This window comes from Synechococcus sp. CC9311 (assembly GCF_000014585.1).
Lineage (GTDB): Bacteria > Cyanobacteriota > Cyanobacteriia > PCC-6307 > Cyanobiaceae > Synechococcus_C.
The window spans coordinates 2,050,090-2,073,781 of record NC_008319.1; the positions used below are offsets into that span (position 1 = coordinate 2,050,090).

The 23,692-nt window shown below is 55.0% G+C and carries 23 protein-coding genes; 7 read left to right on the forward strand and 16 right to left on the reverse strand.

The genetic code is table 11. The annotated features are described in order from the left end of the window. Window positions 1-46 precede the first annotated feature (46 nt). From SYNC_RS10725 to bioA, 6 genes are read left to right on the forward strand one after another with little or no spacing between them, the layout of a single operon-like run. Window positions 47-1,207, forward strand: a complete 1,161-nt coding sequence (locus tag SYNC_RS10725; protein WP_011620246.1) for an aminotransferase class I/II-fold pyridoxal phosphate-dependent enzyme — start codon at window positions 47-49, stop codon at window positions 1,205-1,207. Between the two features lie 9 nt (window positions 1,208-1,216). Then, the gene (locus SYNC_RS10730; RefSeq protein WP_011620247.1) at window positions 1,217-1,942 is read left to right on the forward strand and encodes an alpha/beta fold hydrolase; all 726 of its coding nucleotides are present in this window, start codon (window positions 1,217-1,219) and stop codon (window positions 1,940-1,942) included. Next, window positions 1,939-2,694, forward strand: coding sequence for a methyltransferase domain-containing protein (locus SYNC_RS10735; protein ID WP_011620248.1), 756 nt, complete (start codon window positions 1,939-1,941; stop codon window positions 2,692-2,694). The genes SYNC_RS10730 and SYNC_RS10735 overlap by 4 nt, the downstream gene beginning before the upstream one ends. Continuing rightward, window positions 2,691-3,356, forward strand: coding sequence for a dethiobiotin synthase (gene bioD, locus SYNC_RS10740; protein ID WP_011620249.1), 666 nt, complete (start codon window positions 2,691-2,693; stop codon window positions 3,354-3,356). Before SYNC_RS10735 ends, bioD begins: the two co-directional genes overlap by 4 nt. Further along, window positions 3,353-3,508, forward strand: coding sequence for a hypothetical protein (locus SYNC_RS14775; RefSeq protein WP_011620250.1), 156 nt, complete (start codon window positions 3,353-3,355; stop codon window positions 3,506-3,508). Before bioD ends, SYNC_RS14775 begins: the two co-directional genes overlap by 4 nt. A gap of 44 nt (window positions 3,509-3,552) precedes the next feature. After that, complete coding sequence (gene bioA, locus SYNC_RS10745) at window positions 3,553-4,827, forward strand: adenosylmethionine--8-amino-7-oxononanoate transaminase (protein WP_011620251.1); 1,275 nt, start codon at window positions 3,553-3,555, stop codon at window positions 4,825-4,827. Window positions 4,828-4,867: 40 nt separating this feature from the next. Here the strand turns inward: bioA and SYNC_RS10750 are convergent, their stop codons facing one another. Continuing rightward, on the reverse strand, window positions 4,868-5,125 hold the full coding sequence (locus tag SYNC_RS10750) for a DUF3143 domain-containing protein (protein WP_049750355.1): 258 nt from the start codon (window positions 5,123-5,125) through the stop codon (window positions 4,868-4,870). Beyond that, window positions 5,076-5,606, reverse strand: a complete 531-nt coding sequence (locus tag SYNC_RS10755) for a J domain-containing protein (protein WP_011620253.1) — start codon at window positions 5,604-5,606, stop codon at window positions 5,076-5,078. The genes SYNC_RS10750 and SYNC_RS10755 overlap by 50 nt, the downstream gene beginning before the upstream one ends. Before the next feature lie 62 nt (window positions 5,607-5,668). On the opposite strand from SYNC_RS10755, the gene rsmG reads away from it, so the two are divergent. Then, on the forward strand, window positions 5,669-6,433 hold the full coding sequence (rsmG, locus tag SYNC_RS10760) for a 16S rRNA (guanine(527)-N(7))-methyltransferase RsmG (RefSeq protein WP_011620254.1): 765 nt from the start codon (window positions 5,669-5,671) through the stop codon (window positions 6,431-6,433). On the opposite strand, the gene SYNC_RS10765 is transcribed toward rsmG, so the two are convergent. The 14 genes from SYNC_RS10765 to rpsT all read right to left on the reverse strand — a co-directional run bounded on the left by SYNC_RS10765 (window position 6,409) and on the right by rpsT (window position 23,574). After that, window positions 6,409-7,626: an aldo/keto reductase gene (locus tag SYNC_RS10765; RefSeq protein ID WP_041426695.1), complete on the reverse strand. Its 1,218-nt coding sequence runs from the start codon at window positions 7,624-7,626 to the stop codon at window positions 6,409-6,411. The two genes, rsmG and SYNC_RS10765, sit on opposite strands and share 25 nt — an antisense overlap. A 6-nt stretch (window positions 7,627-7,632) precedes the next feature. Further along, entirely contained in the window at window positions 7,633-8,070 is a 438-nt protein-coding gene (locus tag SYNC_RS10770; protein ID WP_049750356.1) for a ferredoxin, read from the reverse strand. Next, complete coding sequence (locus SYNC_RS10775) at window positions 8,063-8,455, reverse strand: DUF1257 domain-containing protein (RefSeq protein ID WP_011620257.1); 393 nt, start codon at window positions 8,453-8,455, stop codon at window positions 8,063-8,065. Before SYNC_RS10775 ends, SYNC_RS10770 begins: the two co-directional genes overlap by 8 nt. Then, entirely contained in the window at window positions 8,455-8,658 is a 204-nt protein-coding gene (locus SYNC_RS10780; protein WP_041426696.1) for a DUF2997 domain-containing protein, read from the reverse strand. Before SYNC_RS10780 ends, SYNC_RS10775 begins: the two co-directional genes overlap by 1 nt. 76 nt (window positions 8,659-8,734) lie before the next feature. Further along, a complete protein-coding gene (locus SYNC_RS10785; RefSeq protein ID WP_011620259.1) occupies window positions 8,735-9,544 on the reverse strand; it encodes a HEAT repeat domain-containing protein in 810 nt (269 codons plus the stop codon). Window positions 9,545-9,568: 24 nt separating this feature from the next. Then, window positions 9,569-9,694, reverse strand: a complete 126-nt coding sequence (locus tag SYNC_RS15175; protein WP_255321986.1) for a hypothetical protein — start codon at window positions 9,692-9,694, stop codon at window positions 9,569-9,571. Between the two features lie 32 nt (window positions 9,695-9,726). Continuing rightward, the gene (locus SYNC_RS10790; protein WP_011620261.1) at window positions 9,727-11,490 is read right to left on the reverse strand and encodes a sodium:solute symporter family protein; all 1,764 of its coding nucleotides are present in this window, start codon (window positions 11,488-11,490) and stop codon (window positions 9,727-9,729) included. Between the two features lie 33 nt (window positions 11,491-11,523). Continuing rightward, on the reverse strand, window positions 11,524-12,564 hold the full coding sequence (rlmN, locus tag SYNC_RS10795) for a 23S rRNA (adenine(2503)-C(2))-methyltransferase RlmN (RefSeq protein ID WP_011620262.1): 1,041 nt from the start codon (window positions 12,562-12,564) through the stop codon (window positions 11,524-11,526). Next, window positions 12,561-12,713 carry a high light inducible protein gene (locus tag SYNC_RS10800; RefSeq protein WP_006854361.1) on the reverse strand — a complete coding sequence of 51 codons (153 nt, stop codon included), beginning with the start codon at window positions 12,711-12,713 and terminating at the stop codon, window positions 12,561-12,563. The genes rlmN and SYNC_RS10800 overlap by 4 nt, the downstream gene beginning before the upstream one ends. A gap of 62 nt (window positions 12,714-12,775) precedes the next feature. Then, window positions 12,776-16,873, reverse strand: coding sequence for a DNA-directed RNA polymerase subunit beta' (locus SYNC_RS10805; protein WP_011620263.1), 4,098 nt, complete (start codon window positions 16,871-16,873; stop codon window positions 12,776-12,778). Between the two features lie 47 nt (window positions 16,874-16,920). Continuing rightward, complete coding sequence (locus tag SYNC_RS10810; protein WP_011620264.1) at window positions 16,921-18,825, reverse strand: DNA-directed RNA polymerase subunit gamma; 1,905 nt, start codon at window positions 18,823-18,825, stop codon at window positions 16,921-16,923. A 47-nt stretch (window positions 18,826-18,872) separates the two neighbouring features. Then, window positions 18,873-22,166, reverse strand: coding sequence for a DNA-directed RNA polymerase subunit beta (gene rpoB, locus SYNC_RS10815; RefSeq protein ID WP_011620265.1), 3,294 nt, complete (start codon window positions 22,164-22,166; stop codon window positions 18,873-18,875). A gap of 273 nt (window positions 22,167-22,439) precedes the next feature. Then, complete coding sequence (locus tag SYNC_RS10820; RefSeq protein WP_011620267.1) at window positions 22,440-23,225, reverse strand: TatD family hydrolase; 786 nt, start codon at window positions 23,223-23,225, stop codon at window positions 22,440-22,442. A gap of 49 nt (window positions 23,226-23,274) precedes the next feature. Then, window positions 23,275-23,574: a 30S ribosomal protein S20 gene (gene rpsT / locus SYNC_RS10825; protein WP_011620268.1), complete on the reverse strand. Its 300-nt coding sequence runs from the start codon at window positions 23,572-23,574 to the stop codon at window positions 23,275-23,277. Between the last annotated feature and the right edge of the window lie 118 nt (window positions 23,575-23,692).

The following is a 23,692-nucleotide window of genomic DNA, read 5'->3' on the forward strand; positions in this document are numbered from 1 at the left end:
CTGGATCCTAGAGATTGCGCGAGCAGGGAGCAGCAAACTGGCCAACATGAGTAGCCCGTCTCAAGCACGCCGACGTCAGCTCCGCACTTGGAGGCCCAATCCAGATGGATCAGGGCTTCTTCCGGTCAACGCGACCGATCAAGGAGATGAAACGCCATGTTGCCTTGTGGATTTAGCTAGCAACGATTACCTCAATCTGGCTCGGCACCCAGAGCTCATTGCGGCAGCGACCGAAGAGATCAACCGAAGCGGCGTGGGAGCCGGTGGGTCCCGGCTGGTGAGCGGCAGCCGCCCGGTGCATGACCAACTCGAACAACAACTAGCGCACTGGTTAAATCGAGATCGCGTTCTGCTCTACCCGAGCGGCTTTCAAGCCAATCTTGCCGCCGTTCTTGCACTCGCCGACCGCCATACACCAGTGCTGGCGGACAGGCTCTGCCATCACTCCTTACTCACAGGAGTGCAAGCCAGTGGGGCGCGCCTTCAGCGCTTTGCCCACAACGACCTTGTCGATCTCAACCACAAGCTGGAACGCTGCCGGGATCGGCAGCCAGGGCACCAACCGCTGGTGATCACAGAAAGTCTGTTCAGCATGGAGGGAACCAGTCCCAACCTGAGTGCCATGGCAGAGCTCTGCTCTAGCCATGAGGCCCGACTCCTAGTCGATGAAGCCCATGCCCTCGGCGTCTTGGGAGATGGAGGACGTGGCCTCAGCCATGCCCTTCCAAACAAGGCTGTGACCATGCTCAGTGGCACCTTTGGGAAGGCCTTTGGAAGCGGTGGAGCCTTTCTGGCCTGTGATGCAGACCTCGGGGAAACCCTGCTCCAAACCAGTGGCGCCTTTCGCTACACCACGGCGTTAGCACCACCCCTTGCCGCAGCAGCTCTCGCAGCGTTAAGGCTGATGCAACGCCATCCCCATTGGTCGGAAGAGCTCCTAGCAACGAGCCAACAGTGGCGCTCCGCGCTCGCTACTGCTGGATGGACACGTCCAGGCGGGACAGGTCCAATTCTTCCTCTTGTCATCGGCTCAGACCAAGCAGCTCTTGATCGACAAAAGACCCTGGAAGCAGAGGGACTTTTGAGCATTGCGATCCGCCCCCCCACCGTTCCCGAAGGAACGGCCCGACTCCGTTTGGTAGTGCGTCGGCTCCTGCCCGATGGGACATTGGATGCACTACTGCACGCCCTCTCTTTGAGCGCATAGGTCGTCCAAATGAAACAGGTCATCGCCATGCATGGCTGGAGCGGAGACAGCCATGCATGGGTGTCCTGGATCCGACATTTCAAGCATCACCATTGGTCTTGGCAAAGCGGCGAACGTGGTTATGGAAAGCGACAAGAGCACATGCCCTTTTGGCATGACGATCAAGATGCCATTGAGCTGCAACGCCGCGTGGTGATTGCTCACTCGCTGGGGCCACATTTGCTCCCGGAGGCCGTCTTGGCTCAAGCCACTGATGTGGTGTTGCTGGCAAGTTTTTCCAGATTTGTGCCGGAAGGGCCCAAAGGTCGTGCTCTCAAAACCGGTTTAAAGAGCATGCGCCGCTGCCTTGGTAGCGACGCTGAAGCCGAAATGCTCACCACCTTCTTAAAGCGAGCGGCAGCGCCATCGTCACCAGACGGCCTCCCAAGCGGCCCCATTCATGAAGGGCTATCGCAAGAGGGCCGTCAACGCTTAACCGACGACTTAGATCAGCTCATCGCAAGCGCAGAGTTACCGATAGGACTGCAACCATCAACCAAAGTGCTGGTGGTAGAAGCAGAGAAAGACGCCATTGTGGTGCCCGCCGCCCAGCAAGAGCTGCGCGATGCAGTTCAGACCCGACTGAAGCATCCAGCAGAGCACTGGTGCCTGCCTGGTAGCGGCCATGCACTGTTGGTGCCAGATTTACTCATGCGCATCCAGCGATGGCTTGATCAGCCCCCTGAAAAGCGATGAGCAACACCTGGGGGGCGAAGGTTCTACGCAGCTTCGATGGCGCAGCAACCCAATACAACCGGGCAGCGCGTCTTCAAACAGCCTTGGCCTGGCGACTGGCTGGGCACTGCCAACGACTCCCTATTCCATTGGGGCGATGGCTGGATCTCGGGAGTGGAACGGGATTGCTGGCCGACGCCATCGAACAACGAAACCCAGGCAGGGTGGTGGAACGCATCGATGGAAGCCCATCCATGCTGGCTCGTAGCTCTCGTCCAGATCACACCCAGCTGTGGGATTTAAATCAACCCCTTCAATCCTGGGACGTCGCTCCAACGCTGATCGCCTCCAGTTTCTGCCTCCACTGGTTGTCCGATCCAGGAACAACTCTGAAGCAATGGTTCGAGTGTCTGGCCCCAGGTGGCTGGTTAGTCGTGGCGTTGCCCGTTGAAGGCTGCTTCCCGCAGTGGCACGAAGCGGCCCGTCAAGCCGCAGTTCCCTGTTCAGCTCTTCGCTTCCCAACAACCGAAGCGTTGATGGACTGTTTGCCAAAGCAACAAATCAGACAACAACAACAGCTCAGCTTCAGTGAACAAGCCAGCCACATCACAGCTCTCTTGCGACCCATGCGAACCATTGGCGCCGGCACAAGCAAACGCTCAGCTCTCAGCGTGAAGCAATGGCGTCAACTCAGCGCCCAGTGGCCTGAGCGTTCAACAGACGGGCAAGTCAGATTGACCTGGTTGATCCAACTCCTGGTGATCGAGCGATGAACACGCCTCCCCTTCGATTGGTGATTTGCGGAACAGACACCGATGTCGGGAAAACCGTTGTCAGCGCCCTCTTTGTTCAAGGATTAGAGGCCACCTATTGGAAACCGGTCCAAAGCGGAACCGAAGGTGGTGGTGATCGTCAACGAGTCATCGATCTTCTGGGGCTTCCAAAGCAGAGGTGGCATCGTGAAGCCTATGTATTCCAAGCTCCCGTTTCTCCGCACTGGGCTGCAGAACGAGAGGGGCAGTGCATTGATCTCAACCAGCTTCAGTTGCCAGCTATCGATGGACCGTTGGTAGTAGAGACCGCTGGAGGCCTGATGGTGCCACTCACACGCGACTGGCTACAAATCCAACAACTCGAACGGTGGCAGCTTCCCGTGGTGTTGGTAGCCCGCAGTGAACTTGGCACCTTGAACCACACGCTTCTCAGCCTGGAAGCACTGAGGAAACGGAGCATTCCGATCCTTGGACTGGTGATCAATGGCCCTCACCATGCCGATAATCCCCGCACTCTGAACGAACTCGGCGAGGTTCCTTTGCTGTGCGAATTACCACCTCTGGAAGAACTCAATGCCGCGGCTTTGACAAGGCAATGGCATGTTCAGAACGTGAAAGCTAAGGTCGAAACCGAGATCAATCGTTTCCAGGCTTCGAGATGAATCGCCGTCAAACCGGAGCCGCCGTGGCTGTTGCACTCCTGTGCACAGGCATTTTGGTGCTGTTTACGGACGTCGAAGTTGGACTTGTGCGCTGGTTTAACTGTGGCCCGATCGCAACTGAATCCGAACAAAACAGCGAAATGTGCCGCTGAGCTCAGCAGAAACGAATCCATCCACTGGCAGCTGTGACAACGAAGTGCCTCAGAACCACCATCCCCACCTCTGGCCTCCGTTCACCCAGGTCTCCACAACGCCCCCTTTAGAAAGAGTGCTTCGAGGAGATGGCGCCCTTCTTTACCGCGATGAAGGTCCTCCATTAATCGACGCGATTAGCAGTTGGTGGGTCACCTTGCATGGCCATTCCCACCCTCATATCGCCAAAGCAATCGCTCATCAGGCCGAGACCCTTGAGCAAGTTATTTTCGCTGAATTCACCCATCCTCAAGCTGAACGCCTCGCCAATCGATTAGCCACTAAAACCGGGTTAGAGCGGGTCTTTTTCTCCGACAACGGCTCCACTGCTGTGGAAGTGGCACTCAAAATCGCCATTCAGTGGTGGCATAACAAGGGAGAACCGAGGCAGCAGATCATCGCCTTCGACGGGGCATATCACGGAGATACGTTTGGAGCGATGGCCGTCGGGGCGCGCAGCCTTTTCAGCGAACCCTTTGACCCACTGTTATTCCCGGTCGCCCGCATCCCATGGCCAGCAACGTGGTGGGACGACGATCAGGTCGAACAGCACGAACAAACAGCACTCAACCAGCTTGAAGAAGCTCTCAAGACACCCACTGCTGCTGTCATCCTCGAGCCGCTTGTCCAAGGCGCCGGCGGAATGAGCATGGTGCGCCCCACCTTTCTGCAAGAAGTAGAAAAGCGCGTTCGCAACGCTGAAACACTGCTGATCGCCGACGAAGTCCTTACGGGCTTTGGCCGTTGCGGGGATTTTTTAGCAACCCAGAGGGCAGGGGTCCAACCTGATCTCGTCGCTTTGTCCAAAGGACTTACCGCAGGATTCCTTCCCATGGGAATCACCATGGCAAGCGGTGCTGTCTTCGGCGCCTTTGTCGGCCAAGATCCGAGCTTGACGCTCTGGCATGGCCACAGCTTTACTGCCAATCCCCTGGGATGTGCCGCAGCAAACGCCAGTTTGGACTTACTCGAAGCTGAACCTGACAAATACCTGGGGTTCGAAGCGAGGCATCGATCGCGCCTAGAGCACTTGGCTCGCCATCCAGGGATCAGGCATGTGCGCGTCACCGGGACCATCGCAGCCTTTGATCTTGTCGTCACCGACCAAGAGGGCTACCTCAATCCTGCTGGAAAGGTGCTGCGCAAGCTGGCGAGAGAACGGGGTGTCCTGCTGCGGCCTCTCGGCCAAGTGGTGTACCTACTTCCACCGCTTTGCATCAGCGATGAGCAGCTCGATCACTGTTACTCCGTCATCCAGGAGGCGATCAACCTTCTGTAAGGGCAAGAAGTCGTGAGCTGTACCGGCACAAACTGAGCCCTCAGGGTCCGAGCCGCAGGGCCGCCTCGACGTCAGCGCGGGACAGTCCATAGGGAAACACGCAGGGACGAGGTGCTTCCTTAGGGCTCCAGATCACAGCGAGATCCGTTTGTTGCAGCCGGATCTCCGCCGTCCATCCCTGTTCCTCCCAGGTCCAGCCACACGGATCATCGTCTAAACGCTGCGCTCCAAGTTGCTGGAGCCAATGCTCAAGAGCCTGAAGCGAATGCTGATTTAAAGGAGTTTCGGCTGGAGGCATCGACACCATCAAGGACTTCCCTAATCAACGGCTCATCTTGAGTCTGCTCGGCCACCAGCCAACTGGGCTGAACCTGAAGTTCTATGCCCCGACTCCAAGCCACTCCCACTCCAAGCGATAAACAAAGAAGCAAAGCCCCTAGCAACATCAGCAGCGACAACCACTCCCCACCTGAGAGTGGTCGCCGCTCACCAATAGCGGTTGAAGGCGGCACGACATGCGAAGGCGGTGGGGTAAGCCGTTGTTGCCAAAGCTGATCCTGCTGGATGAGTTGAGCGTCATAGATCCGACGCAAGGAAGGATCAGCCAATTGGACATAGGCCTCACGCAACAGCTGGAATTGGCGCGCTGCTTCCTCAGCCGGCAACGTAGTGGTGTCGGGATGCACCGTCTTGCTGCGTCGTCGAAAGGCCCGACGCAATGTCTCAGCGTCGACTCCACGATCTACCCCTAACCGTTCGTAATGGGTCGAGGCCGACATCACATCCCGTTCAAGCCGAATCACGAAGGTGCATTGTAGGAAGAGTCGCTGCCCTGGCAGCCATGCCAGAAGCAAATACCTTTTCTGATGCCGGGCCTGATCTATGGCAGTGTCTGGGCTGGCAACCCAATGAAAACCAGCTCTCGCAACTCAAAGAGCTGCAAGCCCTGCTACGCCACTGGAACAGCAGAGTCAATCTCACCCGTTTGGTAGAGAACGAAGAGTTTTGGATTGCCCAGGTTTTTGACAGCCTTTGGCCCCTCGAAAAGGAGCTACGAACCCCCGATCTGACGCGTCGCTGCATCGATGTCGGCACTGGAGGCGGGTTCCCTGGCCTCGCTGTTGCCATTGCCCTACCCGGGACCTCGCTCACCCTTGTTGATTCAGTCGGCCGCAAAACTGCGGCCGTGGAATCCATGGCCAACGCGCTTGGTTTAGGGACACGCGTAGACGTACGCACCGAGCGGGTTGAGGTGACGGGTCAGAAGCGGTCCTGTCGAGGGACCTTCGACTTGGCGATGGCCAGAGCCGTAGCCACACCCCCCGTGGTCGCGGAGTATCTCGTGCCCCTTTTGGCTCATCAAGGCCAGGCGTTGCTCTATCGCGGCCATTGGAGTAACGACGACGAAGCCAACCTGAAACGAGCCTTGGTTCCTCTCAAAGCCAAACTGGCGGATTGCAAGCAGATCAACCTGCCAGCTGGACGGGGGCTGCGCACATTGATTCGCATTGAATCCATCGCGCCTTGCCCGAAGAGCTACCCCCGTCCCGTTGGGCTACCCAACCGTCTTCCCCTCGGAAATCAGGCAGACGACAAGCGTTCCTGAGGGACACCACCAACCCGTTCCTTTAACCCCCTCAGCAATCCTGGAATCGTGTCAGCCCAAGGGCTTTGGTTCAAAACAGCGCGGAGGTCTTTCTCGCTGACCTCCTGGTCCAAGGCATCAGCATTGGCACCTGGGGCCCAATGTCCTGCATGACCAAGAATTCCATAACGCGCCCTGGCATAACCCTCTAAATCCCAAGCCTCAACCAGATTGTGAAGCCAGAGCAACACAGGAAGATTGAGGCCCCCTGGCGTGTCTTGCCAATGGGGCAACCCTTCACGCCAGGTCATCAACCAAGGCTCACCCAGGGCCTTGCGCGCTTGCGCCTGCAACCGATCTTGAATCGGAGCAATGAGCGATTCCGCTTGATCAAGTTGCCCAACAGCCTCAAGATGAAGATCGAGATCACTCGGTCTGGATGCACCAACACTGATGGTGTGAACCCGTGAATCTTGCAGGCAAAACAGATCGTTAAACACGATCGGGTGAAGGGGAGCGCAGAGCTGCTTCAACAGCAGCGAAGGGGTATGAAGATGGCCACCTTTATCGGTGGGACTAATGATGAACACGCCCATGTCATGGCGTTGGGCTGCAATAAGAGCTGGTTCGTTGTCTTGCCGGATGTAGTACCAATGCAAGTTCACATAATCGAAGGCATCGGTCTTGATCGCAGCTTCGATGACGCTGGTTTCAGCATGCGTCGAAAAGCCCACATGATCGATACGACCCTCTCGCTGCCAACGCCGAACCACCTCCATACACCCCCCTGGTCGCACCGTTTGCTCTAGATGATCCAGCCTGTTGATTCCATGGATCGCTAGCAACTCGATTCGCTGAACGTTTAAGCGCTCGAGGCTGAGTTCGAGCTCAGCTTCAAACTCCGCAGGGTCGTCCCGGGGCGGCACTTTGGTTTGAACAATGCGATTGGGATCAGGAGAATGGGGGAGGGCCCAACCAAGTTGCCGCTCGGAGCTGCCGTAATGCCGGGCCGTTTCCAGATGATGAAACCCAAGCTCCACTGCCCTCTGCAGAGTGTCTGCCACCGTGCGTTGAGCCTCCTGAGTAATCAGGTCAGCCTCAAGGTCTGACCAGCTTTGCTGAAACCTCATGCCCCCAAGCGATAGAACGGGCATAGCAAGTTCTGTCCGACCAAAACGCCGTGTTGGCAAAGCCAGGGAAGCCTGTGTTGTCATCGCAATTCAGTCGTGCGACTGCCGAGGAAGGATGCGTCGTGGGCGAGCAGGTGAGGGCAACCCAAGCGGAAAAAGCTCTTGAGAGTCAAGCTGTTCCTGAAGGCCTTTGAGATCATCAAAGGCAACCCAATGAATGCAATCAACAGGGCAGGTTTCGATCGCTTCTTGAATTCGCTCAGAACTATCGCCGTCCTGACGAATCGCTCGGGAGCGTCCCAAATTGGGCTCAATAATGAAGGTGTTGCAGGCCACGTGAGCGCAATACCTGCAGCCAATACAAACAGCCTCATCAACCCAGACAGCTTTTTCAGCAAGGGCACCCCCTAAAACGGGTTCCATACCTGTGGATTGACGCTCCTCAAGAGAGGAGGCGCTGTAAGCAGCAGAGGGATTACCAGCCGAGTCGTTCAAGGATTGATCCCCCGCCCGCTGCGAATCAGGCATCCCAACGGGTTACAACAAGTTCGATGGATCCATCTTGGCAATCACGCTGCTCGGCAACGTCAAAGCCCTCAGTGAGAGAAGCCTTTAACACCGTGTTGAGGGCATAGCGCTGCGTGAGGCGAGACAAAAAACGTTCGATCGGCATGGATTGACGCCACAAATCCATATCGGTCACGAACTCATAGGAGCCATTGGCTTCGTTCCAAACGAAACCGAAATCAGCAGAATCTTGAAGAGTGACCGCCAGTTCAGCTTCTACGGTTTGACCGCGATATCCCCGAACGGGATGGCCTCCCTGCTTGGGCTCATACCCCAGGTCTTCGAGGGCGGAAACCAAGGACTCACGCTGGCGAAGTTCGGTTTTGACTGTACTGAAATGGGACATCAGGAAGGCTCGACAAACTGGGACTGGGACTGGGTTTGGGTTGTGACGTAGGCATCAGACGTTGGCTGACGGCGTTCCACCGTGCCCAACGCTGATTCCAACCGTTCCGTCAGTTGCAGACAAACGTCACCGACAACGCCTTCCACTTGCTCCTCGACGCGACCGTCTGGACGAATTCGGAAACGAAGCGTGCGCTCAGGCATGCACCACACCCAACAGTGAACAGATGTTAAAGGCGATAACGCGAAGCTGATGGGGTTGTGGTGTCAGTTCCCCGTATCAACTGAACAATCCCTCGTCCATCAAGGTTTGGAGTCGATCCAAAACATCGGGAGATTCCATCTGCTCGAGAGCAGTGCGGGCTTCATCGCGAACAGACCTTTCGCAATCTTGAAGAAGCGCACGCACAAACACCTCAATCACTTCAGCGCGACGTGGTTCAACTAAATGTTCAAGCAAGCGGCCGAGAGCCCAGATGCAATTGCTTCGCACCACAGATTCACTGTCGATTCGCAAGCTAATCAACAACTGACCAGCCGCCGGATCTGCCTTGGCAGCAGAGGTCACACCAGCTTCAGCAAGAGAAACCGACGCCCACAAGCGCACAGCCGCCACATCCGTCTGCAAGGCACGAATCAAGGGATTCAGTACTGGTGCATCGGGATAATTGCCAAGACTCCACGCTGTAGCTTTGCGCACATAGGCATTGCTGTCCTCTTGCAGCAATTTCAAAAGGGGCCCCACAGCAGGGGGGGAAGGGTTACGACCGAGGGCGTAGACAGCGCTCATGCGCACAACGGGGCAGACCTCGTCGAGGAGAGGCAGTAAAAGCGGAACCGAACGGGGATCTCGATGTTCACAGAACACCCGTAACCCTTGAAGCCGCTGGTCATGCCCCTGCTGCAACCACTTCAGAGCTTCATCACACTGACGAATGGCTTCCAGAGCATCCTGCTCTGGATCATCGAGATCGATTTCGTCGAGGGGGTCACCAACCTGTTCCGCTTCAAGCTCACGGGCGAGCACATCAGGATCGATGGCCAGATTGGCCACACGTGGTTCACGATCCAGGGGCAGGCGATCGGTCATGACATTGATCGTAGAAGCATCAGGTCAACTGACCGGAGCTGGCGCAAGCATGTCACCAGGCAACCAGATGCGTGCACTCACCGCAAACAAAGCAAGGCCGAATAAAGCCACGATCAGAACAGGAAGAATGGTGCTGCGAAAAAAACTCACGGTTCCAGTTTTCAATCCATTGTGAATGGTGACTAAACGGCAAGACGAGAGTGTCGTCCGCGCAAGAGGAGAGACAGGGACACAACCGTGAGGATCAAACCGGACCAACCTGCCATTTGCTGGTGCAAAAGGAATGCACCCGAGCCAAGCAACGCCCCAAAGAGAACACAACTACTCAATAAAAATCGCGCAAGGAGATCTCGCAGCGATTCAGACGCCTCCACCTCAAAGCGCCGACGCCAATGACTCCAGCCAGGCCCTGGTGGCTGAACGCGCTGCACGAACCGCTCAAGCACCTCCTCTGACTCAGGGGGAGTCATCAACATCACTCCCACCCAAACCACTGCCGTAATAGCAGTGGTGACCATCAATCTGTGTCCGTAGTCCGAGATTTGAAGAACGGGAATCACAGACGTGGCCAAGCCAACAAAAAATCCACACACCATCGATGACAGCTCAGCCGCAGCATTGATGCGCCACCAGAACCAACGCAAGACCAGAACCACGCCAGGTCCGGTACCAATCGCGATCACTAGTCGGAACACAGTGCCGATGCTGTCGCTGATCAAAGCTGTTAACACCCCTAACACCAACAAAAGAACACTGGTGGCTTGTCCAACCAACAGAAGCTCTTTCTGGGAGGCATTAGGCCGAACAAAACGCTGATAGAGGTCATGGGTGAGATAACTCGCACCCCAGTTCACAGATGTACTGACCGTGCTCATAAAAGCAGCCACTAAGGACACCACCACCAGGCCAAGCACCACAGGTGGGAGATAGGTGACCGCCAGAGCCGGATAACTCAATTCCCAGTCCGCCTGATCGGGCAGCAGCACTAGTGCGGCTAGGGCCACCAAAACCCAGAGCCAGCTGCGCAGCAGATAATTGACCACAAGGAACACCCAGCCCGCCAACCGGGCCTGGCGTTCATCGCGGGTAGCCAGCATCCGTTGAATGAATTCACCACCGCCATCACTGCGCCGGAAACTCCACCACTGCACCGTGAGGTAGGCCAAGAAGGTAGAAGCACTGATGCCTGCCCCTCCAATCCAATCGAAACCAGAATCAGTCCAACGCCAAGGCACAAGCGACAACACCTCGGGACGCCCCAAAGCATTGAGACTGGTGAGCAGAGCATCCATCCCGCCAGCAGCATGAATGGCGGCCCAAGCCACAGCCAGAGCCCCCACCATCGCCAGAATTAACTGCACAAAATCAGTGATCACAACGGCCCAAAGGCCACCTGCAACCGTATAAACGAGGACCAAAACAGCCACAATCGTGAGCAACAGCACCGTGTCGGGAAGACCTCCGAGTGCTGGCACGGGCTGATCAGACACAATCCCCAGCGCTTGCACCACCTTGCGCATCGCCAAAAACGCATAGCCGATACCAATGCAATTGATCGGAAGGGCGAGCAAAAATGCTTTTGTGCCCCGCAACCAAGCCGCCGTGGCTCCTCCATAGCGGAGTTCCGTAAAGGCAGCATCTGTCATCACGCCGCTGCGTCGCCAAAGGGGCGCAAACACCACAGCCATCGCCACATGGGCAAGACCGAACCCCCACCACTCCCAATTCGCCGCCAGTCCTCTTGTTCCTACTAAACCCGCGACGTACAACGGTGTGTCGATGGAGAAGGTCGTGGCAGCCATCGAAGCGCCAGCCAACCAACCGCTCAAGCTTCGCCCAGCGACGAAATAGTCATCTTCACCCTGATTGCGTCGAGCCAGCCAAAGCCCGAGGAACAAAGTTCCGATTAAGTAAAAGACCAGCAGAAACCAGTCAATCGGTGCCATCGGATCCAATCAAGTCTGCTTTTGCAGTCTCCTCTAAGACCGTCGGTTGCGACGCAACTGGCCACAAGCTGCATCCTGATCCAAGCCGCGGCTAGCTCGCAGACTCACGGCAACGCCGCGACGCTCCAGGACGCGCCGAAAGCCCTCAATCCTCTGCGTCGTTGGTCGCTGAAACTCCTCTTCCTCAATGGGATTATAGGCAATTAGATTGACATGGCTCTGGAAACCACCCACCCGATCAGCGAGTTCGGATGCGTGGTGCGGATGATCATTGACCCCACCCAAGAGGATGTACTCAAAACTTACCCGCCGACCCGTTTTGTTGAGGTAGTAACGACAATCATCCAGAAGTGCGTCGTAGGGATAGGTCTTAGCCGTAGGAATCAACTCCTCCCTCAACGCTTGGTTGGGTGCGTGAAGACTCACTGCCAAGGTGAACTGAGCGCGCCCCAACTGTTTGAGCGCTAAATCAGCAAGACGAGGAAGCGTATGCGGCACTCCAACGGTGCTCACTGTGATCCGACGTTGACCAATGCCCAGATCATCATTGAGGCAGCGAATGGACTCGAGCACAGCCTCAATGTTGAGCAAGGGTTCACCCATGCCCATGAACACCACATGGGAGGGACGACGCTCCATGACCTCTCGGATACTGAGCACTTGGGCAACAATTTCATGGCCCGCTAATGAGCGTTGCAACCCTCCTTTACCAGTGGCGCAAAAACGACAGGCCATCGGACATCCGACCTGGCTCGATACACAAACCGTGAGGCGTTGATCGGTCGGAATACCAACCGTTTCCAAGGTTTCGCCGTCCTCGGTGCCCAACAGCAATTTGGTGGTGGCATCAGCTGACACCCGTCGCTCTTGCTCATGCAAACGACCCACTGACACCCCCTCGTTTTGGAGGGATGCGCGCCAAGCCTTGGGAAGCACCGTGATGCCTTGAAGATCCCGAACCCCTTTGGCATATAGCCAATCATGGAGTTGCCGGCCACGGAATGCGGGCTGGCCCTGGGCGACCGCCCACTCTTCAAGCTCGGACTTACTGCGACCGAGAAGCGCGCTGATCACCAGATCAACAAGCCGTGACCAATTTTGAACTCCACAACCAACAAGGCGATAAAGCCGAGCATGGCAGCACGACCATTCAGCTTTTCAGTGTGGGTATGAAACCCAAAGCGGGGAAGTTTCCGCTTTGGGATCAAAGAGGGCTCAATCATGAGCGAAATCGATAAGAAGCAACAGTTTGAAGCGGTAAGGGCCGCTCATGCGAGCGAAAGAATCATTCATCGCTTAAGAGACCTTGCTCCTGAAGATTCTCAACCGCAGCGGGGTCAAGAACTTGCTCTTCGGCAAGCTCGTTATCGGCATCTGGACGGGTAAAGGCAGCAAAATTGCTGGCCTCTGCCTCAATCCCATGGCGGCTGCGGGTGGCTTCTAAATCTGCGGCGCTGGGATCATCCAATAAAGCCGTCGATTTAGCGGCAGGAGCTGCCGGCATATCAACGGTGTAATCAGGGCGAAGATTCTGCATACGGCGGTAACCAGCAGGATCCTCCGAGAGGATATCGGGATGAGGACCGGCCTCCGCTCTCAACTCCTCTTCAAAACCACTGAAGCCCGTACCTGCAGGAATCAAGCGACCGATAATCACGTTTTCCTTGAGACCACGCAACCAATCACTCTTACCCTCAATCGCTGCTTCGGTGAGCACACGTGTGGTTTCTTGGAAGGAAGCCGCCGAGATGAAACTGTCGGTGTTGAGCGATGCCTTGGTGATACCAAGCAAAACCGGTGTGAATTCGGCAGGAGCTCCACCCGTAATCGACATCGCCTGATTGGTGTTTTCCACTTGGCGGAGTTCGATCAACTCTCCGGGGAGAAGAGTGGTGTCACCGGCATCTTCGATCCGAACTTTGCTGGTCATCTGACGAACAATCACCTCGATGTGCTTGTCGTGAATCGACACTCCCTGCGACTTGTAAACGTTCTGGACTTCAGTCACAAGACGATGCTGAAGCTTGGCAATCGCTTCCTGAGCTGCGTCCATTAAGGGCTTTCGGCTGCGCAGGTCTTCAAAGAAGCACTCCAGCAACTCATGGGGATTGATAGGCCCGTCTGTGAGAAGTTCACCAGCGTTCACCTGTTGGCCATCACTCACCATCACGTTCCGACCAAGAAGGATCGGGTATTCAGCGATCGCATCGTCAGATTCGATCACGGTCACCGTGGTGAACTCATCGTCTTCACCCTGTTTGATTTCAACGGTTCCTGGTTTTTTGCAAAGGATCGAAGACTCACGAGGTCTTCTTGCCTCTAACAACTCCTCAATACGAGGTAGACCCTGAACAATGTCACCTGTTTTCTGACGTTCAAAGACCAGAAGAGCCAAGCCATCACCGCGCTGGACAAGATCTCCGTCGCGGACATGCAACAGCGAGTCGGGCGAAATCATGTAAGGACGCCCCAACCGCATGGTGACGGAGTTAGCGCTCACCTGCTCAACCTCACCGCAACAATCAGAGGGCTGACCCTGAGCCAGCTCTTCGCCATCCACAACACGCTGTCCAACGGTGACGACAGGGGCTCCAGAGGTGTTGATCGTGATTGTGTCTTCAGGCCTTTCAACGATCAAACGACGCACGGGCTCATCTTCTGTGGCTTCAGGCATCTCAGCCACACCAGCCTGCTTGCAGAGAATCTGAGTGGTTGCAACAACATCACCCGCCTTAATGGACTGTCCATCCTCCACCTGTAGTTCGGTGTGAGTGGAGCCATGGCTGGAGTCTGAAATGGTGTCACGACGCACCAAAATGCTTTCCAGAATCACAAGCTGAAGACGCTCAATCGTTTTGGCCCTCTTATCAGGAACCGCTTCCACGTCAACAGTCATCTGTGGAGTGGTGTCGAACGTTTCCAACATCAATTGAGTTCGCAGTAACTCAACACCCTCAACCGATTTGACCAACTCGTTGTCTTTGAAGGCCAGACGTTGTGTGGCCTTGATCCCGAGATGGGGTCCATTGGGCTGCTTGACATGACCCAAATCAGGAAGCTGGGCCTCATTTGGAATCGTGTACTCCTCAACAGGACGTAGTAATAGGCCGGTGCCCTCAGGAGTTTCAACCGCCTGCACAAACACCATCGCGTCGGAGCTGATGCCCTTGGCGATCGCTTCGCCGGGGTTAACCATGACGCCATCGCCCTGGAAACGTTCTAAAGCCTTCTTCTCAGTGCAGAGATGGAAACTACCGCTACGAACAATAATCTCGCGAAGAATATCGTTCTTCTGAGTCACACTAACGATGCCTGCAGTCTGGCTGAAGATGTCCTTCACCACTTCGGTGCCGGCTTCAATCCATTGACCATCAGTAATCATCAGCAAAGAAATATCTTTGTTGATTTCATGGGTTTCCTGAGGAATCCACAACAAGGTGCCGCCCTTATTGACCTCGTAACCATTTTTGGCCGAACGAGCTTTCTTAATGGCAAGACCCGGGGCAAATTTGACCAATCCACCGGTTTGTGTTCGGAAGCGATCATCAGCAAGCTCGGCAATCACCTCTGCATTACCGATTTTGCTTCCGGGGATGGTGTTAAGGCGATAACGCGTCCCATCCTTCGCTTCAAGATTCCAAATCTCACCAGCATGGGTTGATTCACCGAGAAGCTTGAAATCGCGAAGCGTCATTGAGGTGGTAACAATCTGCACCTCACGCGAATCACCCAAGGCTTCGCGCAAGCGAATCGCACCGCCATACTCACTGGCCTGACTGGCTTCCGCCAACACCTGAGACTCGATGACGGACCCGCCAGACGAGACAACAGGGCGCGCGTTTGGCGGCAAGTTGTACACATCACCGGCAAGAACCCACATCCGGCCAAGACGCTGAGCTTTGTGGGTGATGTTGCCCTGCCTGTCAGTCACCTCGCGGGGCTGAATGGTGGGGTCATAGCTGACCTGACCAGCCAGGTCGCAGATGACATCTTTAGTTGCTTTCTCAACGCTCTTCTGCACGGCACCAGCCGCGATGGTTGCCACTGTCACGTCAGAGGCGATCTTTTGACCATCATCAACAAACAGAAGGGAACCATTCGTGATTTCGATCTTCTGTGGCTTGCCACTTCCACTGGGCTTAATCGTGAGCGAAAAGTCCACATCAGACTGCTGTGCATTCACACCATGCGGTGTGCGATAGGGACGAACTTTCGCTTTCGATCCAAATTCAACAGTGCCTTCAAATTTTGAGCGCACCACGCCACTCTCAGCGGTTGACACACCACCGGTGTGGAATGTTCTCATGGTGAGCTGAGTACCAGGCTCGCCAATGGATTGAGCGGCGATGATTCCAACCGCTTCGCCCAAATCAACCAGCTGATTATGGGCAAGAGCCCAGCCATAGCACTTGCGGCATACGGAACGATTCGCTTCACAAGTGAGCGGAGAACGAACCATCAGCGCTGAGACACCAGCAGCTTCAAAGCGTTTAGAGAGGGGTGGATCAATTTCGCTGTTGCGCTCAGCAATGACCTCACCATCAGCTCCAAGCACTTGATCAGCGGTCAACCGTCCGACCAGACGATTGCCAAAACGACCGTCCTCCGCCTTAACCATGATCGAGCGCATGGTTCCGCAGTCGTCCTCACGAACAATCACGTCTTGGGCGACGTCTACCAAACGACGGGTGAGGTAACCGGAGTCAGCAGTACGCAGCGCGGTGTCCACCAATCCCTTACGGGCGCCGTAGGAAGAAATCACATACTCCGTGACCGTGAGTCCCTCTCGGAAATTGGTGCGGATCGGAAGGTCAATGATCTCCCCTTGAGGGTTCGCCATCAAACCGCGCATGCCCACCAGCTGACGGACTTGGGACATATTGCCCCGAGCCCCGGAGTTGGCCATCATCCAAACCGAGTTGAGCGGATCGTTGTCATTGAAGTTCTTTTTGACAGCATCAACCAAGCGCTCGTTGGTCTCAGTCCAGGTATCGATCACCTTGGTGTGACGCTCAACCTCTGTAATGACACCAAGCCTGTAGGACTCCTCGGTCTCAGTAATCAGTTCTTCAGCCTGATCGAGCAGATCTTTCTTCGCAGCAGGGACCTTAAGGTCGTTCACCGAAATCGACACAGCCGCCTGAGTGGCGTACTTGAAACCAAGGTCCTTGAGTTGATCAGCCATCGACGCGGTAGCAGCCGTTCCGTGATTCTTAAAGGCCCAAGCAACAAGTTCCTTCAGGACCTTTTTATCAACAACACGGTTACGGAAGGGAGGCGGTGTTTTAGAAAGTGCCCGAGATTTAGCAAAAGCTGCGGCTTCAGCTTTGGCGGCCTTGGCGGCTTTAGCAGACTTGCGGGATTTGGAAGGAGTTGAGGTCATGACAGCGCTTGGAACAGAAGGGAAGGGAAAGCTTTGTGAGAGGGGCTTTAGGTGGCTGCCACCGCGTCAATGATCGTGTGATTCATCACCACACGTCCAACAGTCGTCAGGATGTAGCGGCTAATCAAAGCGCCGTCTTCGTCAAAGCGGTCACGGCGATAGGTCCACTGTTCAAAGCGCGTGCCGTCGCTGAGGGTCTCAGTGGTGATGGGCTCTTCACGCTCATCTTCATCTTCAACCTCGCCGTTAAAGCGCACCCAAACCCAGTCATGCAGGGTGATTCGGTTGTCTTCAAAGGCGTGAATCACATCTTCAAGGCTGGAGTAGGTGCGGGAGCGATCACCGAATTCAATAGGGTGCATTTGGGGCTGCAGAGCCGTTAGGTAATAGGAACCCAGCACCATGTCTTGGGATGGCGTGATGATTGGATCACCCGTTGCTGGAGAAAGGATGTTGTTGCTAGCCAACATCAACATGCGCGCTTCCGTTTGTGCCTCGATTGCGAGCGGCACATGCACGGCCATCTGGTCACCGTCAAAGTCAGCGTTGAACGCTGGACACACAAGGGGGTGAAGCTGGATCGCTCTGCCATCCACCAACTTGGGTTCAAAAGCTTGAATCCCCAGCCGGTGAAGAGTGGGGGCGCGATTCAGCATGATTGGGTGACCATCGATCACCTCCTGCAACACCTGCATCACCTCATCATCAGCTCGCTGAATCAGCTTTTTGGCCGCCTTGATGTTGTTAACGATGTTTTGACGAATCAGGCGATGGATCACAAACGGCTGGAAGAGCTCAATTGCCATCTCCTTAGGCAAACCACACTGATGCATCTTCAGCTTGGGGCCCACCACGATGACGGAACGACCGGAGTAGTCCACACGCTTGCCCAGCAAGTTTTGGCGGAAACGACCCTGCTTGCCTTCAATAATGTCGCTCAGTGACTTAAGCGGACGATTGTTAGCTCCAACAACAGTGCGACCGCGTCGGCCGTTGTCGATGAGGGCATCAACCGCTTCTTGGAGCATCCGTTTTTCATTGCGGACAATGATTTCCGGAGCAAGAATTTCTTGAAGGCGGGCGAGACGGTTATTGCGATTAATGACCCTTCGGTAGAGGTCATTAAGGTCAGAGGTTGCAAAACGGCCTCCATCCAGCTGCACCATTGGGCGAAGATCTGGGGGAATAACCGGAATCGCGTCCAACACCATCCATTCAGGGCGGGCGTTGGTGGCGATGAAGTTATCGATCACCCGTAGGCGCTTAATCAACTTTGCGCGCTTCTGTCCCTTACTGCCAGCAATCTCCTCACGTAATTGTTCAGCAACAGCATTGAGTTGGAGATCCTCAAGCAGCTGCTTCAGCGCCTCGGCACCAATCCCAACGACGGGTTCATTCTCAATTTCTGAATCTTCTGCGTAAATCTCATCTTCAATTTCTAGCCACTCATCTTCGGTAAGCAACTGCTTGTACTTCAAGTCTTTGTGATCGCCCGCATCGAGCACCACATAGCAGTTGAAATAAACGATCTGTTCAACATCCCTCAGAGGCATATCCAAAAGGATGGCCACATAACTGGGGATCCCTTTCAGATACCAAACATGAGAAACGGGGGCCGCCAACTTAATGAAGCCCATGCGGTGCCGTCGCACCCGACTCTCCGTGACCTCAACGCCACAGCGCTCACAAACAATGCCGCGGTGACGGACTCGCTTGTACTTACCGCAATGGCATTCCCAATCCTTAGAGGGACCAAAAATCTTTTCGCAGAACAAGCCGTCCATCTCAGGCTTGAGCGTGCGGTAATTGATGGTTTCAGGCTTGGTCACTTCTCCAACCACCTGTCCATTCGGCAAGGTGCGCTGGCCCCACTCCATCACCCGATCAGGTGATGCGAGTGTGATCTTGACGTAGTCGAAGTGGTTCTCTGTACGCAGATTGCTGTTTGTCATTGGCGTTTAAGAATGAAGGCGGTTGTGTCGTTTCGTTCGTTGATCCGTCAGTCCTCGTCGTAATCCGCGACGCCTAGGGATTCGTACGTGGGTCTGCTTGGGGTGCTACGGCGAGGATTCACGTCTTGCATCAGGTCCACTTCTTTGCCCTCGTCGGTGAATACAGCGATATCCAGGCCAAGAGATTGGAGTTCACGCATGAGCACCTTGAAGGACTCAGGTGTTCCTGGACGAGGAATGGGCTTGCCTTTGACGATGGCGTTGAGAGCTTCGTTGCGTCCCTGCATGTCGTCCGACTTGACAGTGAGCAGCTCCTGCAACGTGTAGGCGGCGCCATAGGCCTCAAGTGCCCACACCTCCATTTCACCCAAACGCTGACCCCCTTGCTGGGCCTTACCACCCAATGGCTGCTGAGTCACCAAGGAGTAAGGGCCAGTGGAGCGCGCATGGATCTTGTCGTCCACGAGGTGGACCAACTTAAGGAAGTGGGAATATCCAACAGCAACAGGTTGGTCAAAGGGTTCGCCAGTCCGTCCATCGCGCAGCAAGAGTTTTCCTGGATCTTCGGGGTTGTAGATCCAATCTTTTCCTGGCTGACTCGCAGCTTCCTTGAGGTAAGCCTGAACTGTTTGTTGGGACTTCTCAGGGCCGTACATCTCGTCGAAGGGAACGATTTTGACGCGGCAGTCGAGATTGGCAGCCGCCCACCCCATCAACAACTCAAAGACCTGTCCCACGTTCATACGACTCGGCACACCCAAGGGGTTGAGACAGATGTCCACTGGAGTGCCATCAGGCAAGTACGGCATGTCTTCACGGGGAAGAATCCGACTGATAATTCCCTTATTACCGTGGCGACCAGCCATTTTGTCGCCGACCTGAATTTTGCGACGCTGGGCCACATACACCCTCACCACCATGTTGGCGCCAGGGGGTAGCTCATCACCCTGTTCACGGGTGTAGATCCTTACGTCGACGACACGGCCACGTTCGGTACTGGGAACGCGCAAAGAATTGTCGCGGACATCACGTGCTTTCTCTCCGAAAATCGCACGCAGCAGTTTTTCTTCGGGAGGTTGATCAGATTCACCTTTCGGAGTGACTTTGCCGACAAGGATGTCTCCACTTTCCACAAAGGCACCGATCCGAATAATCCCCATCTCATCGAGATTACCGAGGCTTTCTTCGGCAACGTTGGGGATTTCACGGGTGATCTCTTCAGGCCCTAATTTAGTCTGACGAGCCTCAATCTCATACTTCTCGATATGAACGGAAGTGTATAGATCATCGTTAACCAAACGCTCGCTCACAAGGATCGCATCCTCGTAGTTGTATCCCTCCCAGGGCATATAAGCGATCAGGACATTCTGGCCGAGAGCAATTTCTCCGCCCTCACAAGCTGAACCATCAGCAAGAACTTGCCCAATGATCACTGGATCACCCTGTCGAACGATGGGACGCTGGTTCAGGCAGGTGTCTTGGTTCGAGCGCTGGTATTTCTGCAGAAAATGCGTGTGGTCGTAGCCCTCTTCATCTCGCACCACAATCGCCGTGGCATCAACGAAGGTGACGGTCCCATTCACCCGTGAAATTGGGACCATGCCTGAGTCACGAGCCACCTGAGTTTCTAGACCAGTACCAACAAGAGGTCGTTCCGGACGGAGCAAAGGCACCGCCTGACGCTGCATGTTGGACCCCATCAAGGCGCGGTTGGCATCGTCATGTTCCAGGAAAGGAATCAGTGACGTTGCCACTGAAATCACTTGCACCGGGGAGAGCTGCACGTAATCGACCTGCTCAGGCGGAACTTTTTCGAAGTCCTGCCTGTAACGAACAGGGATGAGCTCAGCCAAAATTTGACCGTCTGCATCAGTTGCAACGTCACCGGGAGCGACGCGACACTCATCTTCAAGATCCGCAGAGAGGTAAATCGGGTCTCCGCTCTTTTGAACAACTCCGTTCTCGACTCTCCAAAACGGAGTCTCGATGAAGCCATATTCGTTCACTCGGGCATGGGTAGCCAAAGAGTTGATGAGACCAGCATTCGGGCCTTCTGGAGTTTCAATCGGACAAAGTCGACCGTAATGAGAAGGGTGGATATCTCGAACAGCAAAACCTGCGCGTTCACGAGTGAGGCCGCCTGGGCCGAGAGCCGAAATCCTGCGTTTGTGGGTGAGCTCAGCGAGGGGATTCGTCTGATCCATGAACTGGCTCAACTGGCTGGAGCCGAAGAACTCCTTAATGGCCGCCACAAGCGGCTTGGGATTGACCAATTGAGCAGGAGTGAGTGAGTCGGTTTCACCAACTGTCATTCGCTCCTTGATGATCCGCTCAAGCCGATTCAAGCCAACGCGAACCTGGTTCTGAAGAAGCTCTCCCACAGAGCGAACACGACGATTCCCCAGGTGGTCAATGTCGTCAAGGCTTGCTCCACCAACATCAAGCTCGAGATTGATGAGGTAGTCGAGGGTGGATAAAACATCCTCATGGGTGAGGGTGCGGACTGAATCGGGAATCGTGAGCCGAAGTTTTTTATTGATCTTGTAACGACCCACACGACCGAGGTCGTAACGCTTGGGGTCAAAGAAGCGGGTCTGCAACAGCTGCTGGCCACCGCTCACAGAGGGTGGTTCACCTGGACGCAGCTTTTTATAGAGCTCAAGGAGCGCCTGATCCTCGGAGCTAATCCCCTCGTCGTTCGCGGCCTCGATCGATTTTTTGTAGTACTCGGGGTGTCTGAGCTTATCGACAACATCGTTGTCGGACAGTCCCATCGCACGCATCAAAACGTGGGCATTGATTTTGCGTGTTTTGTCAACACGAACGTGCAGCAGGTCGTTTTTATCAGTCTCAAACTTCAACCAAGCCCCACGATTGGGAATCACGCTTGCGTTGTAAGTACGACGACCGTTTTTATCTTGCTCATCTTTGAAATAAACGCCAGGGCTACGAACAATCTGGTTGACGATGACCCGCTCAGCACCATTGATGATGAACGTTCCACGTTCAGTCATCAATGGAAGTTCTCCAATAAAAACTTCTTGCTCCTTAATCTCACCCGTTTCTTTATTGACCAAACGGCAAGTTACATACATCTGAGACGCGAAGGTCGCATCACGACGTTTTGCCTCTTCTACATCATGCCGAGGACGCTTCAGGCGATACTCACTGCCGACGAAGTGCAGCTCCAGCTTGCCGGTGTAATCCGTAATGGGTGAGAAGCTCTCCAGCTCCTCGATTAGGCCCTTATCCAGAAACCACTTAAAACTTGCCCGCTGTACCTCCACTAGATCGGGGAGGTAAGTGACGGTCTTGGCGACTTGAATCGCGCTGCTGCTCATGCGGAGACCTGCAGTTGAAAAGTGGGAACAAAGGCCTGAAGGACCATCAAATATTCAAAAATCCAAAACCCATCACCACAAGAAGAGGCAGCCATCCCAATTAAGGAACGACTGCCGTACTCCATGGCTCTAGAGGTTTTTGGTCTGAACAGATGACGTCGTCAATGAACCGGAAGGAAATGGACGCTTCTGGGGCCGAAAACACAGAAACTGCATTTTGGCCAGGCCGATTAAACATCGTACACTTCCACCTCGATTCAAACGAGACCTTTGTCAGGGAAGCGCGAACAAGCGCCTGGCATTGGCAGTGCTGGCATCCGCCACTTCCAACACAGTCTGCCCCCTCAGCTCGGCCACTCGCTCGGCAACTGATGCCACAAAAGCAGGTTCATTTCGCTTGCCGCGCCGAGGGACTGGGGCAAGGAATGGGCAATCGGTCTCAACAAGAAATCGGTCTTGCGGTACGTCTTTGGCGCAGATGTGCGTGTCAACAGCTTTCGGGAAGGTGACCGTGCCACTGAAACTGATGTAAAAGCCAAAGTCGAGAAACGCTGCCATTTCCGAGGGAGTTCCACCCCAGCAATGCATCACTCCCCGCGGGCAATTGCCTCTGAGCTGTCTCTCACGGAGTTCAGCCAGCATCGGTTCAGCTGCATCGCGGCAATGAACAATCACGGGCAGATCCAGCTCTACAGCGAGATCCAATTGAGGCTTAAGCACAGACAGCTGCTGATCCAGATTCTTGTCTCGAAACAGATCAAGGCCAAGCTCCCCGATCGCCACTACACGAGAATCGTCCTTGGCAGCGGCGCTTAAAACTTCAACGGTATCTGCAGCCCAATGTTCCGTATCGAGAGGATGCACTCCGACGGAGTAACGCATCTCAGGGAAACGATCAGCTAACGAACGAATCGCCGGAATCTCCGAAGGCTCAACGCAGGCATGCAGCAAAGCGGTAACACCGGCCTCTCTCCATCGCAAAGCCACCGCATCGAGATCATCTTCAAACGTGCGGAACACGATGTGACAGTGACTGTCGATCAGGGTGGGAGTGGACATCAGATCAGGACCTGAAACGCGCCTTCAGGCCCATTGTGCCGGGGGGAGATCAGCTAACGCTTGGCTCGATAGCGCGCTTGACAGCAATACTCAAACGAGACTTTTGATGAGCTCCTGCATTGCGATGCATCACACCACGCTTCACCGCTTTATCAATTTTGCTGAATGCTGCGTTCAGGCTGGTTGTCAGCGTGGTTTTAGCCTCATCTCCTGGGGCCTCGATGTAGGCACTGCAGGCAGTGAAACAGCGCTTCATGAGAGTACGAAGCGCCGATTTATACGCTTTGTTCTGTAAGCGATTGCGCTCGCCGATCTCGACGCGCTTCTTCGATGACTTGTTATTGGCCACAGAGCCGGATTTCAATTCGACGATCTGTGACCATAACCCACCGCCATGCAAATCATCGAGCACATGGTTCAAGGGCCACTTAGTTTGAGCAAGAACGTTAATTAGGTGATGACAGTGC

Excerpts from the sequence above, each read along its gene's own strand:
- SYNC_RS14775 (WP_011620250.1), top strand. The coding sequence starts at position 3,353 with ATGAATCGCCGTCAAACCGGAGCCGCCGTGGCTGTTGCACTCCTGTGC.
- SYNC_RS10785 (WP_011620259.1), bottom strand. The coding sequence starts at position 9,544 with ATGACCGATCGCCTGCCCCTGGATCGTGAACCACGTGTGGCCAATCTG.
- SYNC_RS10755 (WP_011620253.1), bottom strand. The coding sequence starts at position 5,606 with ATGTCGGCCTCGACCCATTACGAACGGTTAGGGGTAGATCGTGGAGTC.
- SYNC_RS10790 (WP_011620261.1), bottom strand. The coding sequence starts at position 11,490 with ATGGCACCGATTGACTGGTTTCTGCTGGTCTTTTACTTAATCGGAACT.
- SYNC_RS10770 (WP_049750356.1), bottom strand. The coding sequence starts at position 8,070 with ATGCCTGATTCGCAGCGGGCGGGGGATCAATCCTTGAACGACTCGGCT.
- rpoB (WP_011620265.1), bottom strand. The coding sequence starts at position 22,166 with ATGAGCAGCAGCGCGATTCAAGTCGCCAAGACCGTCACTTACCTCCCC.
- SYNC_RS10800 (WP_006854361.1), bottom strand. The coding sequence starts at position 12,713 with ATGATTGAGCCCTCTTTGATCCCAAAGCGGAAACTTCCCCGCTTTGGG.
- SYNC_RS10725 (WP_011620246.1), top strand. The coding sequence starts at position 47 with ATGAGTAGCCCGTCTCAAGCACGCCGACGTCAGCTCCGCACTTGGAGG.
- SYNC_RS10765 (WP_041426695.1), bottom strand. The coding sequence starts at position 7,626 with ATGACAACACAGGCTTCCCTGGCTTTGCCAACACGGCGTTTTGGTCGG.
- SYNC_RS10730 (WP_011620247.1), top strand. The coding sequence starts at position 1,217 with ATGAAACAGGTCATCGCCATGCATGGCTGGAGCGGAGACAGCCATGCA.
- SYNC_RS10805 (WP_011620263.1), bottom strand. The coding sequence starts at position 16,873 with ATGACCTCAACTCCTTCCAAATCCCGCAAGTCTGCTAAAGCCGCCAAG.
- SYNC_RS10780 (WP_041426696.1), bottom strand. The coding sequence starts at position 8,658 with ATGCCTGAGCGCACGCTTCGTTTCCGAATTCGTCCAGACGGTCGCGTC.
- SYNC_RS10750 (WP_049750355.1), bottom strand. The coding sequence starts at position 5,125 with ATGCCTCCAGCCGAAACTCCTTTAAATCAGCATTCGCTTCAGGCTCTT.
- SYNC_RS10775 (WP_011620257.1), bottom strand. The coding sequence starts at position 8,455 with ATGTCCCATTTCAGTACAGTCAAAACCGAACTTCGCCAGCGTGAGTCC.
- rsmG (WP_011620254.1), top strand. The coding sequence starts at position 5,669 with ATGCCAGAAGCAAATACCTTTTCTGATGCCGGGCCTGATCTATGGCAG.
- SYNC_RS10735 (WP_011620248.1), top strand. The coding sequence starts at position 1,939 with ATGAGCAACACCTGGGGGGCGAAGGTTCTACGCAGCTTCGATGGCGCA.
- bioD (WP_011620249.1), top strand. The coding sequence starts at position 2,691 with ATGAACACGCCTCCCCTTCGATTGGTGATTTGCGGAACAGACACCGAT.
- SYNC_RS10810 (WP_011620264.1), bottom strand. The coding sequence starts at position 18,825 with ATGACAAACAGCAATCTGCGTACAGAGAACCACTTCGACTACGTCAAG.
- SYNC_RS10820 (WP_011620267.1), bottom strand. The coding sequence starts at position 23,225 with ATGTCCACTCCCACCCTGATCGACAGTCACTGTCACATCGTGTTCCGC.